We start from the raw sequence: 15,842 nt of genomic DNA on the forward strand, positions 1-15,842 counted from the left end.
AGCGATATTCAATATTTTTTAATTTATACTTTTGGGCTGAACTATCAAGTTCGGCCTTTCTCGTTTATAATCCACTGATCATTAAAACCATCAAGAATAGAGAGAAACCACCCGTTTTCTTTATTTTTTCACTGATTATTCTTCGTCAGGTCGACATTTTTCACTATATTTGCTCTGTTATTAAAGTTAGAAAGACAATTATGAGCGAAGAACAAATCACTCCCAATAACGGGTCTTATTCTGCGGATAGTATCCAAGTATTGGAAGGTCTTGAAGCAGTAAGAAAACGCCCTGCGATGTACATTGGCGACATCAGCATCAAGGGACTTCACCACTTGGTATATGAGATCGTTGACAACTCTATCGATGAGGCATTGGCCGGCTACTGCGACCATATCGAAGTAACAATCAACGAAGACAATTCAATCACAGTACAGGACAACGGACGTGGTATTCCGGTAGACTATCACGAGAAAGAAAAGAAGTCAGCACTGGAAGTTGCCATGACTGTATTGCACGCCGGAGGTAAATTCGACAAAGGATCTTACAAGGTATCCGGAGGTTTGCACGGTGTAGGTATGTCTTGCGTGAACGCACTGTCTACCCACATGACCACGCAAGTATTCCGTAATGGGAAAATCTACCAACAGGAATACGAGATCGGCAAGCCGCTTTATTCTGTAAAGGAAGTCGGTACAGCCGACATTACAGGAACTCGCCAACAATTCTGGCCCGATGCCACCATCTTTACCGAAACAGTATACGATTACAAGATTCTAGCCTCACGTCTGCGCGAATTGGCTTATCTAAACGCAGGTTTGCGTATCTCTTTGACTGATCGTCGAGTTGTGAACGAAGACGGAAGTTTCAAAGGTGAACAGTTCTATTCAGAAGAAGGATTGAGAGAGTTCGTACGTTTTATCGAGTCTTCACGCGAACATCTGATTAACGATGTCATCTACCTGAACTCAGAAAAACAAGGAATTCCTATCGAAGTGGCTATCATGTATAATACGGGATTCTCCGAGAATGTCCACTCATACGTTAACAATATCAACACTATTGAAGGTGGTACGCACCTGGCCGGTTTCCGCCGTGCGCTGACTCGTACACTGAAGAAATACGCTGAAGACAGCAAGATGCTGGAAAAGGTGAAAGTTGAAATCTCGGGAGATGACTTCCGTGAAGGTTTGACTGCCGTTATTTCCGTAAAAGTGGCTGAACCACAGTTTGAAGGACAGACCAAAACAAAATTGGGTAACAACGAAGTGATGGGTGCTGTCGACCAAGCCGTAGGTGAAGTATTGTCATACTATCTGGAAGAACATCCGAAGGAAGCAAAAGCAATTGTCGACAAGGTAATTCTTGCCGCTACCGCACGTCACGCTGCAAGGAAAGCCCGTGAAATGGTACAACGTAAGTCACCGATGTCAGGTGGTGGCCTGCCGGGTAAGTTGGCCGACTGTTCGGATAAGGATCCTTCAAAATGTGAACTGTTCCTCGTCGAGGGAGACTCGGCAGGTGGTACAGCCAAACAGGGACGTAACCGTATGTTCCAGGCTATCCTCCCATTACGCGGTAAGATTCTAAATGTGGAAAAAGCCATGTATCACAAGGCTTTGGAAAGTGATGAAATCCGCAATATCTACACAGCGCTCGGTGTCACAATCGGAACCGAAGATGATAGCAAGGAGGCGAATATAGAAAAGCTGCGTTATCACAAGATTATCATCATGACCGATGCCGATGTCGATGGTTCTCACATCGACACACTGATCATGACGTTCTTCTTCCGTTATATGCCGCAGATTATTCAGAACGGTTATCTGTACATCGCCACTCCCCCGCTCTACCTCTGCAAAAAGGGTAAAGTAGAAGAGTATTGCTGGACAGACGCACAACGCCAGAAGTTTATCGACACTTACGGAGGCGGTTCGGAAAATGCAATTCATACACAGCGCTACAAAGGTTTGGGTGAAATGAACGCCCAGCAGTTATGGGAAACAACCATGGACCCCGAGAACCGTATGTTGAAACAAGTAAATATTGAAAACGCTGCAGAAGCCGACTATATCTTCTCCATGTTAATGGGCGAAGATGTGGGACCACGCCGCGAGTTTATTGAAGAAAATGCAACGTATGCAAATATCGATGCATAATTTTTATATTACGTTTTTATAAACCAACCTCACATCTTACAACGAGGAAACGCCGATGGCGAAGGAACCTCCTTCGATCGGCGTTTTTCTTTTGTCTGAAAAAGCTTTCATGTTCGAACAGTCAACCGTCTATCTCTTAATAAAACATAACTAGAGAAACGTTTTCCATACAAAATCACTATATTGCATGAAAAGCAAAGAAAACATGAAAACTATCACCTCCAATCCGTTATTCGCAAAGATCAGATTATTTCTTATAGTACTGACTTCCTGCGTGATCGCGACCTGCATCTTCTTGAGGGACATTCATTAAATATTATAAAATGAGCCAACTAATTCATACACAAATTATTGCGAATTAGTTGGCTTTTTAGTATCTTTAGGTATTCCCCCGAAAACAAGGTTTGACGGCCCAAACGGGGGAAATTCCCCAACTAAGATATGGCTAAGATACAAAAAATTTCAGAAATCCACCCAACTTTGGGCTTTACAGAATTTGATATTCTGGAAAAATACCGCAAGAGTTTTCATGAGAGTGAGCTTGGCAGGCTTCATTCGGTCTTTCCATTTGATCGTATGGCAAAAGCCGCAGGCCTGTCTGAACAACGTTGGGGCCGCAGGAACATATTCAGTCCTTCCGCAAAGATCGCCCTTATGGTCCTGAAGGCATACACCGGATTCTCCGACAGGAAACTGGTGGAACATCTGAACGGGAACATACACTACCAGATGTTCTGTGGAATCATGATCCCCCCGTCCCTTCCCATAACCAACTTCAAGATAATCAGTGCCATCCGTAATGAGATAGCATCCCGCCTTGACATTGATTCCTTCCAGGAGATCCTGGCTTCACACTGGAAACCTTATCTTGATAACCTTCACGTCTGCATGACCGATGCCACATGCTATGAGAGCCACATGCGTTTTCCTACGGACATGAAACTCCTTTGGGAAAGCATCGAATGGCTCTACAGTCATATATGTCGGCATTGCAGGGATCTGGGCATAAGGCGTCCGCGCAACAAATACAGGAATGTGGCGGAATCCTATCTGTCCTACTGCAAGAAAAGAAAGAGGAGAGCTTCAAGGACAAGAATGCTTAAGCGCCGTATGATCAAGCTTCTTGAAAAGCTCCTCAGTCAAAGGGATGGGCTCCATAGCGAGTACGGTGCTTTACTCCGATATACACAGGATTACCATAAGCGTCTTTCCATCATCAGAAAGGTGCTTGTACAGGAAAAGGAAATGTTTGAAGGGAGAAAAGTCAGTGACCGCATCATCAGCATCGACCGTCATTATGTACGTCCCATCGTCAGAGGCAAGGAAACCAAGTCCGTCGAGTTCGGTGCAAAGGTCAATAATATACAGATAGACGGCATATCGTTCATCGAACACCTCTCGTTCAAGGCTTTCAATGAGGGGATACGCTTGAAGGACTGTATCCGTATGCAGCAGAAGCTGATGAATGTAAGGGTAAGATGTGTGGCTGCCGATTCCATATATGCCAATAATGCCAACAGAAAGTTCTGTACTAAATATGGGATATCCACATCCTTTGTGCGCAAGGGAAGGGAGGGCAAAGATGAGCCTTTGAGGAAGCTGCTTAGAAGCGAACTCTCAAAAGAAAGGGCCACACGGCTTGAAGGAAGCTTCGGCACTCAAAAGCAACATTACTCGCTCCCAAGGATAAAGGCAAGGAACAAGAAGACGGAAATCCTGTGGATTTTCTTCGGAATACATACAGCAAATGCCATACTGATGATTGACAAGATCAGGAACAGAACGGGGAAAGCTGCATGATATGAGTTTACTGAAAGAATCAGAAGAGGTCAGAAGACTTCTTCCGGAACTTAATGTCTTGTCAGATAAGAGTATATGAGAATATACCAATATTGTCCTAAATAAATTTTGAGCATGAGCTAACTGACTATACTGTTAAGTATAGCCTCGAGAGTTCAAAATCAATCCCCCCTAATCGTTTTCGATGGTTTCGGGAGGTGGTGTAAATGGTTGATCAAGCCATTTTTGGAGGTCGATTTTGGTAAATGTGTTCAGCCGGAGCGTGACCACAAGGTTAGCCAATGCCCATTTGTATCTTGCGATGTGCTTTAGCCATGTCAGAATCAGCATTGTAGTCATAGCAGTCCATATTTGGGTCTCTACGGCATTGCGGGATGTGCCGATAAAGCTCTTGATGCGTAGCAGTTGCTTGAGGTTGCGAAAGAAGATTTCTATGTTCCACCGAGCCTTGTACAGAGCCGCTATGCTTGATGCTGCCAATGTGAAGTTGTTTGTGAGTAACTCAATTTCAAAACCGTGTTCATCGTTCCATACTGCGATGCGACGTAAACGTTTGGGATATTTGGATTTGGCCGCCGAGAGTTCGAACTCGATTATTTCGTCAATAAGTACATTCTGAGCGTGTTTTTCAGGCAAAGGCAACTCCTCTATGGCTTTGTACCGGATATTGTCTTTATGACGCACTACAAAGAACACGTTGCTGCTGTCCCAATTATTCAGCAATGAGTAGTCACAGTAGCCTCGGTCGGCTACTACAATACTATACGGATGTAACTCAATATCAAAAGCAGCTTTGTTGTCGGTGGTTTTGCCATCGGTGATATTCACGAACTCCGGCAAAAGACTGTCATAGTCCAATAGCGTGTGCATCTTGACCGCCCCCTTGGTGGTAGTGTAATGTGCCCAGTCATATATTGACAGAGTCAATGACACCAATGTGGAGTCGAGCAGTTTTATCGGCATCTTGAAACGGAACTTTCTTCGTTGCCATAGGGCTTGCTGTCCGAAATACTGAAACAACGAGTAGAATATGCCGCGAAAAACCGAACTGTCTCGGTTGGCGTTCTGATATGCTACCGTTGACTTGGATGGTGCACGGTTGATTCCCAAATGATTGAGGTTGCCGGTGGCTGATTTCAGCCCGTTTGAGATATCTCTGACTGAATCACATCCTGAGAATTGGCTGAAAATCATGCTAACAAACTGACTCCATGTATTGTAGCCCTTGCAATGCTTGTCTGACCCCGAAGATTTTATGATTTTCCTGATATTTTCTTTCGGGAGATGTGATATTACCTGTGCGAAAAGTGTTATATTTGCCATAGGAAGTAGATGAGTTGGTAGCTTGCTACTAAGGTAGTCATTTTACCTTAGTTCTACTTCCTTTTTATTTGTTCCCCCCAATTTATTTAGGACAATATTGAGAATATACAGAAAAATGACAATAATAATGGCATATGAAGTGATTATACTCTATCATCTTCATATGCCATGGTATTTGGGGGGAACATTTACTGAATATTCCTTCTTGATCATTATCCATCCGGAAGCATGGGGTATGCCAACATGCGGAATTATAATCGCAGTGTGCATTTTGCTATATCAGCTATATTGCATACGCAAGAACCGGAAGAGAAATTAAATATATCGCTGCTTTTTCAGTTCTTCAGCAACAGCTGCCAACTCCTGGTACCATTCTTCACCGAACTTACGGATTAAAGGCTCTTTCAAAAACTGATATACAGGAAGATCCTCTTTTTTCCCTAGCAAAACCGCTGCTTTGCATACGTCCCAACGATGATAATTCACCGCTTTATAAGGTCCGTAATCTCCAATTCGGATCGGATAAAGATGACAGGATATCGGTTTATAAAAGTCTGTTTTACCTTCCCGATACGCTTTCTCAATAGCACAATAGCAGCATCCTTTCTCATCATAACAGGTAAATACGCAATCCTTATTATTTACAATCGAGGTTACCAAATCACCTTCTTCATCTGTATATACCACTCCCTGTTTCTCTATAATCGAACGGGCTTCGGGTGCCAGTTCACCCCAAATAACAGGCAACACTTCTTCCAGCTTCTCCACTTCATCCAGTTCCACAGGCGCACCTGCATCTCCCTCAATGCAACACTCCCCTTTACAAGCATTCAGGTTACAAAGGAACTTTTCCTTAAATACATCAAGAGACACTACTACATCACCAATCTGTATCATACTCAAAACTTATGCGAGACAAAAAAGGCGGAGTCCTACTCCGCCCTCCCAGTTATAGAAATCTAAATTACTTAATCAATACGTTTCCGTTCATTTCTGCTGGAACTTCCAGTCCCATAATTGTCAGAATCGTCGGAGCAACGTCTGCCAGACGACCATCTTCCACTTTTGCCCCCTTGTTCTCTGTCACGTAAATGCAAGGGACAGGATTCAAAGAGTGAGCAGTATTCGGAGTACCGTCTTCGTTCAAAGCATGATCAGCATTACCATGATCGGCAATGATAATTGCTTCGTAATCCTGTGCTTTTGCTGCTTCGATTACATCTTTCACGCAAGCATCTACAGCGACAACAGCCTTCTCGATTGCCTCATAAACACCGGTATGACCTACCATGTCACCATTGGCAAAGTTTACCACAATGAAATCATATTTATTCTCGTTGATGGCAGCCACCAGTTTATCTTTTACTTCAAAAGCACTCATTTCCGGCTTCAAGTCGTAAGTTGCCACTTTGGGAGAAGGAACGAGAATACGATCTTCTTTTTCAAATGGAGTTTCACGCCCACCATTGAAGAAGAATGTTACATGAGCATACTTCTCTGTTTCAGCGATATGAAGTTGGTTCAAGCCTTTGGAAGCAAGATATTCGCCCAATGTGTTAGGCACGTTTTCTTTGTCAAACAAGATATGAACACCTTTGAAAGAAGCATCATACGGAGTCATACAGTAATATTGCAGACCCGGGATGGTATGCATGCCAGCTTCCGGCATATCTTGTTGAGTCAATACGACGGTCAACTCTTTTGCACGGTCGTTACGGTAGTTAAAGAAGATAACCACATCACCCTCTTTGATTGTTCCGTCGCAATTAGCGTTTACAATCGGTTTGATGAATTCGTCTGTCACACCTTCGTTGTAAGATTCCTGCATGGCCTGAACCATATCAGTAGTTTTCTTGCCTACACCACTTACCAGCAGGTCGTATGCTTCTTTTACACGCTCCCAACGTTTGTCACGGTCCATAGCGTAATAACGGCCGATGATAGAAGCAATCTTGCCTGCAGATTTCTCGCAGTGTGCAGAAAGTTCTTCGATAAAGCCTTTACCGCTTTTCGGGTCAGTGTCACGACCATCCATGAAGCAGTGGATAAATGTATTGTTGATGTTGTATTCTTTCGCGATATCGCAAAGTTTAAAGAGATGAACGAGTGAGCTGTGTACCCCCCCATTAGAAGTCAGCCCCATAAAGTGAACATTCTTTCCGTTTTCTTTTGCATAAGAGAAAGCAGAAACAATCTCAGGATTTTTCAGGATACTGTTGTCGGCACATGCACGATTGATTTTCACTAAATCCTGATAAACTACGCGTCCGGCACCGATATTCAAGTGACCCACTTCCGAGTTACCCATCTGTCCGTCGGGCAAACCTACGTTTTCACCGCTTGCCTGAAGTTGGGAGTGAGGATAAGTGCTCATCAGATAATCCCAATAAGGAGTGGGAGTATTGAAGATTACATCGTCTTTCTTTTGGTCACCTAATCCCCAACCATCGAGGATCATTAAAAGGGCTTTCTTACTCATAATATTTCAATATTTAAATTATCATACTGATTTTCGGGCGCAAAGGTACAAAAAAGATGGTTACGTAAAGATTTAATCTATGTTAAGTTACGGAACTGAGGTATATCAGGCCATGGATATTTTTCTTACTTTGCAAAAGTATTTTCAACATGCCTATCAAAACTATTATTATTATGAAAACAGCTTTATTTTGTATCTTACTTTTGTTATCGGGTATCATATCCGCACAGACAATCGACAATCCTCCTTTCAAAGCCAGATCAGGAAATATTTACAACATCACCCGCATAGAACGTACTCCCGAAAATACAAGAGTATATATTCATGCCATCTTCCGCCCGCATTGGTGGATCATGGAGAATGGAAATACCTGTCTGGAAGATGCCGCAACCGGAAAGAAATATATGCTTAAAAGCGCTGAAGGAATCGAGCTCAAAAAAGAAGTCTATATGCCGGCTTCAGGCACAATGGATTATGTTCTCCTTTTCGAACCGTTGCCGTCAGAAATACAGACCATTCATTTTCTCAATCCTACTGGTTCCGAAGGCAATATTTATGACATATCGCTAGTCCCGCAAAAGAAGAAAGATTATTCTCCACTAGCCGTCATTAAAGGTAATTGGTTCAAAACGGACGGTTCCGGTTCATGGGAATACGGAGTTTACGACTCCATCAGCATTCTGAATAACCGGATATACACCAATGAAAATATCCGGAAAAAGGGAAAGCGGATTGAAATGACTTTAAGAGACAAACAGAGTCACGAGGAAATAGCTTTATCATTCACTCCGCAGAAAGACGGAACGTGTAAGATTCAACAGAAAGGAACAGAAGAATCTGTGTACAGCAAGGAAAGAACTCCGGTGACACTTGTTAATGCGGAAGATGACTTTCAGCAGTTCTTCCGTCAGGATTCAGCTTACCTGCAAGGGTATATAGACGGATACGATCCCCGCTTAGGATTCGATACCGGTCTTATTTTCCTGTCAAACGAACTCACCCGCGAAGATTATCCGACCGTTATTCCAATAGCTCCCGACGGTAGTTTCAGTTGTCATTTTACGATTAATCATCCGGTAGAATCATCGGTAGTACTGGGCAACAACTGGATTCCATTCTATATTGAGCCCGGACAAACGCTTACCATGTATATCGATTGGGAAGCGGTAATGGCACGCAGCCGTGCACGCGACCAGTACTTCCCTATCAGGAACACGGCCTATATGGGACCATCCGCACCTCTCTCCTACTTACTGAAAGACTTCGATAACCGGATCACCTATCGCTATGCAGATCTCACTAAAGCACAAAAGAGACTGACTCCGAACCAATATAAGGAACACATGAAACCTATCATCGCGCAATGGAAGCAGGTTGCAGACTCTGTAAGCCAAATCTACCAGCCCTCTCTCAAGGCAGTTCATCTGATAAAGAACAAAGTAGATTTGCAGGCCGGAAGTATGTTTTTTGATTTCTTGATGAGCCGGGATTATTACGCAAAGCAGGATAGTGCCAATCCGGCGTTGAAAGTAAAGGAAGACGATACCTATTACAGTTTCTTGAAAGATATGCCACTCAACGATGTAGCCGTACTTGCCAACACAAACGCAGGCATATTTATCAATCGTTTCGAATACATGGACCTGTTCCGGAAAGCGTATGCCGGTCCATCTTTTTCTCCATCAGACAGCATTGAGCGTACTTATCCGAAGAAACCTCTATTGACTTTCCTTAAAGAAAAAGGAGTGAAACTTAACAAGGAGCAGGAAGCGATAAGAGTTAAGCAGGAAAAGTTGGCAGGGAGTACGATCAAAGTTATAATGAAAGAATTGATGGATGAGAACAAGAAGATGGCATCGCTCTATGAAAAAGAACCAAAACTCATAGAAGAATATACGGCATTATATTCCCCCAAAAAGGAAGTCTCCCAGCAGGATGAGGATAGAATCTTTATAAGAATGAACCAAAGGCATAACTTCAAGAAAGATTCCATTATTGCACAATTATATCCTCTCCCCAACCCTCTGCTTTGGCAAATAGCCAAAGTCCGGAGCCTTAATTTCAACTTAGGGAATATCAAAGACAGCCAAGTAGCCCATGAATATGTAGACAGTATCAAACAAACACTCACCGAACCGTTTCTCGTAGCGGAAGCTGAACGAATGTTGGAAAAGACACACCCGGCAGATAGGACGAAATCTTATCAGCTGCCTGAAGGGAAAGCTACTGAAATATTCCGTAACATCATAAAGAATCATTCAGGCAAGGTTTTGTTTGTCGATTTTTGGGCAACTACTTGTGGTCCTTGTCGTGCAGGGATAGAGGCAACTGCCGACTTGCGCAAGAAATACAAAAACCATCCGGAGTTTCAGTTCATCTATATCACAAGTCAGAAAGACTCGCCGGAGAAAGCCTACAAAGAATATGTAGAAAAAAATCTAAAAGGAGAAGCCTCTTATTATGTTTCGGAGACAGAATTCAATTATCTGCGTCAGCTATTCCAATTCAACGGAATTCCACACTACGAACTTGTTGAAAAAGATGGCAGCATATCCAAAGAGCGTTTAAGCAGTTACAATATCAGGAAATATCTGGATAATCATTTCGAAATAAAAGCAGAATAGTATCAGCGCCTTTAAAAATAAAGACCACGAATAAAACCATATAAAAACAGCTTACCATCTGTAATCCTTTAGGAGGATTCTAAGAAGGTAAGCTGTAATTTATACGTTTTTATTCTATAGAGAATTAATTAAAAGAGAATGTTTAGAGAGAGAATTTATAATATCTTATCCTTCTTTGTTTACTTTTCTTTTATTCAATGGAATAGAAATTCCCAAGAATCCATTCACCGAGTTTGAATTCTTTCCTAAGAACATATAGTCGGTTCCGACAAATAACGGACCTAACTTAACAGCAAGACCGAACGACTTACCGGCGCTCTGAATCATTGAATAGCTCACCGCCAGATTGAAGTAGTTTTTCGGACGGTAATTGGCAGAGAGCGTCAACTCTGTCATCGCCTTCGGCTGTAAGAAACGAGTGGTAGACAATGCACCGACAGCCAGTTTGTTGTTGAAGAATCCGTATTCCGCACCCAGTACCAATGTAGCAGCCAAACGGGATTTGCGATTCTCTGAGGCATCGCCCACGCGCATCTGCAAGAGGTCGTAGTCCAACACATCCCCACCGGTCACACGATCCATATAGCCTTCGGCGTCTTTCTGAAACTCATTCACCACATCCATAATTGAGTTTGGATTATTGACATCTATTCTATTCGTATAATCACTGCCCTTCATGTTCAAGTCGGAAGCCGAAGCCGAAGCGATCTTTGTTGCATCTTTCTTCCACGACATAAAGCCTAAGTCGATCACAGACGCAGATACCGTCAGATTGTCCAAAATCTTATAAGAAGCCCCGAGGTCGATACCAAATCCATATCCGGCAATTCCCATATCCTTGGATTCAAAATCAAAATCATCAATATAACCATCTTGGTTCTCCACCAGATTCAATCCCTTGAAAGAGCTCTCCAACGCAACATCCAAATCTATTTGAGCCTGATAAGCGTCAAACTCTTTCTTCAATTCGTTAATCTTTGCCGGAGTATTATAATTACTCATCAAATAATTCTGATCTTGCAATTGGTTTATACGGGCATCCGATGGCAAATTGGCATTCATATAGACCCTATTCAGCTTCAACTGCATATTGCCTATCCCCAACAACGCCTTCACACGTCCGCCCACCGTCAAACGGTCATTGATTTGGCGGGAAAGCCCCAGTCCTATTTCCGTATAAGCTTGTATATGGAGTTCCTGTCCGCCAACGTCATAACGGCTGTTTCGCCAATTATCCTCAATACCATCCATCTCATTGAGGAACGTGAACAGATTCTTAGTCAAATTTGCACCAATATCCGTACGAAGACCAACGTTGAACGACCAGAAATTCTTTCCCTTATACCATCCGGCAGAAAGAATCTCCGTATTCAGGTTCAGGTTTAATGTATTGTTATCTTTCAGACGTCCCAAGAAATCCTGATTCCGATAAAACTCACCGTTGTCATCGATGATATCCACAATATCCTGATAGCCCAACGATGTGGAACTTACCGAAGCATTGAAAGCTCCAATCACGGGAATATTGACATACCCGCGTCCCGGTGCTAAAGCCGGATTCAGTTGTTGACGATAGTGCGTACCTTCCATGAAATAGGAAGTACGTAAGAACTGTGCATTTGCAGAAAGAGTGCAAACCAACATAATAAAAAATACCCCAGTGAGCCTAAAAGAGCATAATAGCTTGTTCGTTGTCATGATTTTAAACTTTTTAATTCTTATTATTGTTCGCAAAGATATAGCATTTCAATAACAAATAAAAGCATTAGGCAACTCTTTTTCAGCATAAATGGAACATTTTTACGATTACATAATACCAAATCGCGCATATTTTGCAAAAATATGTGAATAATGCACGTAAAATGAAACAAAACTATTTCAGAAGTCCAAAGTCAGCTGTCCGTCTCCAAGCAAATTGAATGTCATGCGATGGTAAGGAGTAGTACCACGTTCGGCAATAGCGGCACGATGTTTTTTAGTCGGATAACCTTTATTGCGATCCCAACCGTAATATGGAAACTCTTCGTGAAGACGATTCATATAATCGTCCCGGTATGTTTTGGCTAAGATAGAAGCTGCTGCTATAGAAAGATATTTTCCATCTCCTTTCACTACTGTGGTATGGGGAACACCGGGATACTTAGTGAAACGATTACCGTCGATCAACAAATGTTGGGGACGGGGGGTCAGTTGATCCACCGCACGATGCATCGCCAGAAAAGAAGCCCGCAGGATATTTATTTCATCGATTTCTTCCGGTGACACAATGCCAACCGCCCAGGCTATCGCTTCTTTCTCTATGACCTCGCGCAATGCATAACGTTGCTTTTCCGTCAGTTGTTTGGAGTCATTCAACAGTTCGTTCTTAAAATCCTTCGGTAGAATAACCGCAGCGGCGTATACCGCTCCCGCCAAACACCCACGGCCTGCCTCATCACATCCGGCCTCAATCAAGTTCTCGTTTAAATAAGGTAATAGCATAATTTTGATTGCTTCTATTTGGACACAAAGGTAATTCAAATAAGAACAAGGAGACCTTTTTGTCTCCTTTTTCTTATTTCTTCTCCGCTTCTTTTCAGAATAAGCTCCAAACTATAGTAAGTCCTGCCATCACAATGGCTACCATACTCATAAGCTTTATCCTATTCCCTTATCTCCGCACGGTAAGGAACAAATTACACATATATGAATTTGTTCGGCCCAGTACTGAAGCAGGTCGAATCATGTGCTTGAGTTACTCAAGTCTCCTACGTCATTTCATTGAGTGTAATACTTGTTTCGGTCAATTCTTCTGCTAACTATTTAAATAGAAAAACCGCCTTCAGCCTTCAGCTCTTCACCAAAGTCCTTGTTCATCGGCGTTTGGGCCTGAAAGCACTCCTGAAAGCAAATGTGTATAACTCCGGCTCCTTCTATACTTACTTCCAACAGAGGCTCTATTATTGCAAAACAAAGCCTGCATTTCATTGTAACAGAGGCGCTGTTATAACCAAACAGAGCCTACATTCACCTCACAATAGATAGTTCTACCGGCAAGTCTGAAAAAGGCTGAAAGCACTACCCCCCTGCCTACAATACCTTCCTGCAAGGGTCAATATGTTCCGCTTTCAGCCGCTATCTCCTTCTAGCAAGGCGTTTGCGGATAAAACTGAAACGGCTGAAAGCGGATTATAGTATGAAAATTCAATAAGAGGGTTTGGACCGGTTTCAATCACTGCTCTTTCCATTAAAAAAAGTGGAAAAATTTCGAAGTGTTTGACAATTAGACTTTTGATAAATCCACACTTTACACCATCAGAGTGGAAGAATACATATCAGCAAAGTGGCTTCTTACTGATTCCAAACACTATCATTATTACTGCCACGAGATGAAATGAATAAAGAAAAGTCACCATTATTCTTAATTAGAGTATTCCAAGGTTCTTTTAATATCCCCTTTAATTCGTAGTGCTTTAGTATTTGGTACTTTTATTTTAATTAATAATGTTTTATGCCCGATTTCATGCATTTTGACAGAATCACCTGCATCACGATAAAGACAAAATAACTTATATTTTGGCAATAATCGAATAGGGATCATATTTTCTGCTAAACTATAACAGTTTTGTGCTTTCCCTATTTGTCCCTGTTTCTTGTAAATATCTCCTAAATCGCAATATAATTCAGCACTTGGAATAACTTCTGCAGCCCGTCTTAATATAGTAAGACTCTTAATGGATGGTAAATTCTGATAACAATATTGGGCGTATATATCAAATAAGCGTGGTGTAGCTTCCAATCTTTTCTGGTGTTTCTCAATATATGCTTCTGCTTTTTTGCGATGTTGGAATGAAGACGAATGAAGTTGTCTAATGCTCTTTTCTAAACGATAGTAATTATGTCCATTCTTAACAATAATGACTAAACATATTATACCTATTATCCCCTCTATTAATTGTATTTTACAGTTAGTGGATATACATATAGCTTTCTTATATTGCATTCCACCTAATAGCAAGGGAATTAACAACCATAACAATAATACATCAAATGGATATGAGAACAAGGAAAAAGTAATCAAAGAAATGAATGCTCCTAAATAAATATTATTGTATTTCTGATAAGATGTATATCTGAATAAAATTAATATAATACCTAAAATTAGAATTATTCCTATTACTCCTTGCTCTACTCCTATACGTAAAAATTCATTATAGGGATAAGCTACATTATCTGCAAGGTTTTCATATTTTGAATGAGGATGAGTTTTAAAGTATTCTGCTTGATAATACATATATTTCTTTTCAAATGTTCCGATACCATGCCCTGTTAAAGGAGCATCAGCTATTATTTCGATTGAAACACGCCATATTAATAAACGTCCATCTGCAGAATCCTTTTTATAATAATAGATAAATGAAATGAATAGACATATTGGTATGATGATACCTATTTTTTGCATTAAAGTAAATGAACGTCTTCCTCCTTTTCTATTAAAAAGAAACAAACTAATTGAAGCTATTAATACCGACAACCACCCAGCTCGGGATTCTGTAAATATTATAGTAAAAGATAAAAGTATAAAAACTATAAATAAGATCCATTTTAGTCGAGTAGATTTTCGATGTTCCCAATAAAGACCTAGTACTACAGTTATTGCTATGGATAAGTACCCCCCTAATGGCCCCGGGTTATTAAATGTGCCTGTCATCTCAAATGTTGAATGCGAACAATCTATCCAATGATTTTTTTGGCAGAAGCAAATTACTACTTCTATTACTCCTAACGTGATAATTCCCCATAAAACCCACTGTTTTTGAGTGATCTTTTTTGCTATAGTATAGCATAAAATAAATGCGCATAATTTAGAGATTTCCCACAGATTCGTCTCATGTTGAGAAGTTACATAGAAATAGCATCCTGCTATTGTAATATAGCACAATAACAGGATGTCTATTATATTTAGATGAATTTTCTGCATGCTTATTTTTAAGAACAATAGCTCATATAGAAACTAAATGATTTATTGCAGATAATCCTTTACAATATCCGGTCCTATCTCTAATTTTATATTATGTTTCTGTAACTCTTCTATAATCTCTTTTAGATCAGAGTGATGAACGCAACCTAATCCATATCGACACGATATTTTTTTATGAGTAACAACACGAATATATATTGCTTTTTTACCTGTATCGTCTTTGAATATAATTTTTTCAATGTCTTTGTATAAAAAAGTACTACTCCCCCAAAAGTAGAATGAGTTTTTTAATGTAATACGATTATTATCTAAAATTATATAGTTAAATCCTGTAGCTGCAATTAATGACATAATTCCTAAAAATAACAGGAAAAATATTACATACAAATTAAATGAACCGTGGCTTATTCTTTGATAAATAAAAAAAATGGTAAGAGGAATGGCACATCCCCAAACTACATAATGTTTGAATATATTTTTTCGATAGACTTTCATTG

10 protein-coding genes are annotated in these 15,842 nt (G+C 40.9%); 3 read left to right on the top strand and 7 right to left on the bottom strand.

What is annotated here, in order from left to right; translation table 11 throughout:
- Positions 1-200 precede the first annotated feature (200 nt).
- Positions 201-2,159 carry a DNA topoisomerase (ATP-hydrolyzing) subunit B gene (gyrB, locus tag AB9N12_RS06215; protein WP_369890629.1) on the top strand — a complete coding sequence of 653 codons (1,959 nt, stop codon included), beginning with the start codon at positions 201-203 and terminating at the stop codon, positions 2,157-2,159.
- Between the two features lie 441 nt (positions 2,160-2,600).
- On the top strand, positions 2,601-3,959 hold the full coding sequence (locus tag AB9N12_RS06220) for a transposase (RefSeq protein ID WP_369890631.1): 1,359 nt from the start codon (positions 2,601-2,603) through the stop codon (positions 3,957-3,959).
- Between the two features lie 171 nt (positions 3,960-4,130).
- Here AB9N12_RS06220 and AB9N12_RS06225 read toward each other — a convergent pair whose 3' ends face one another.
- The 3 genes from AB9N12_RS06225 to gpmI form a co-directional block, all read right to left on the bottom strand.
- Positions 4,131-5,282 (bottom strand): IS4 family transposase, encoded by a 1,152-nt coding sequence (locus AB9N12_RS06225; RefSeq protein ID WP_369888970.1) that lies wholly within the window; start codon positions 5,280-5,282, stop codon positions 4,131-4,133.
- Positions 5,283-5,597: 315 nt separating this feature from the next.
- Positions 5,598-6,179, bottom strand: a complete 582-nt coding sequence (locus AB9N12_RS06230; RefSeq protein ID WP_369890634.1) for a DUF3109 family protein — start codon at positions 6,177-6,179, stop codon at positions 5,598-5,600.
- Between the two features lie 67 nt (positions 6,180-6,246).
- On the bottom strand, positions 6,247-7,761 hold the full coding sequence (gene gpmI / locus AB9N12_RS06235) for a 2,3-bisphosphoglycerate-independent phosphoglycerate mutase (RefSeq protein ID WP_369890636.1): 1,515 nt from the start codon (positions 7,759-7,761) through the stop codon (positions 6,247-6,249).
- A 173-nt stretch (positions 7,762-7,934) separates the two neighbouring features.
- Here gpmI and AB9N12_RS06240 point away from each other — a divergent pair, with 173 nt between their 5' ends.
- Positions 7,935-10,385 carry a TlpA family protein disulfide reductase gene (locus tag AB9N12_RS06240; RefSeq protein WP_369890639.1) on the top strand — a complete coding sequence of 817 codons (2,451 nt, stop codon included), beginning with the start codon at positions 7,935-7,937 and terminating at the stop codon, positions 10,383-10,385.
- A 165-nt stretch (positions 10,386-10,550) separates the two neighbouring features.
- On the opposite strand, the gene AB9N12_RS06245 is transcribed toward AB9N12_RS06240, so the two are convergent.
- The 4 genes from AB9N12_RS06245 to AB9N12_RS06260 form a co-directional block, all read right to left on the bottom strand.
- Entirely contained in the window at positions 10,551-12,083 is a 1,533-nt protein-coding gene (locus AB9N12_RS06245; protein ID WP_369890641.1) for a DUF5723 family protein, read from the bottom strand.
- Between the two features lie 180 nt (positions 12,084-12,263).
- Positions 12,264-12,866: a ribonuclease HII gene (locus AB9N12_RS06250; RefSeq protein WP_369890644.1), complete on the bottom strand. Its 603-nt coding sequence runs from the start codon at positions 12,864-12,866 to the stop codon at positions 12,264-12,266.
- Positions 12,867-13,785: 919 nt separating this feature from the next.
- Positions 13,786-15,345 (bottom strand): O-antigen ligase family protein, encoded by a 1,560-nt coding sequence (locus tag AB9N12_RS06255; protein WP_369890646.1) that lies wholly within the window; start codon positions 15,343-15,345, stop codon positions 13,786-13,788.
- A 42-nt stretch (positions 15,346-15,387) separates the two neighbouring features.
- Positions 15,388-15,840 carry a hypothetical protein gene (locus tag AB9N12_RS06260; protein WP_369890648.1) on the bottom strand — a complete coding sequence of 151 codons (453 nt, stop codon included), beginning with the start codon at positions 15,838-15,840 and terminating at the stop codon, positions 15,388-15,390.
- Between the last annotated feature and the right edge of the window lie 2 nt (positions 15,841-15,842).

This window comes from Bacteroides sp. AN502(2024) (assembly GCF_041227145.1).
Lineage (GTDB): Bacteria > Bacteroidota > Bacteroidia > Bacteroidales > Bacteroidaceae > Bacteroides.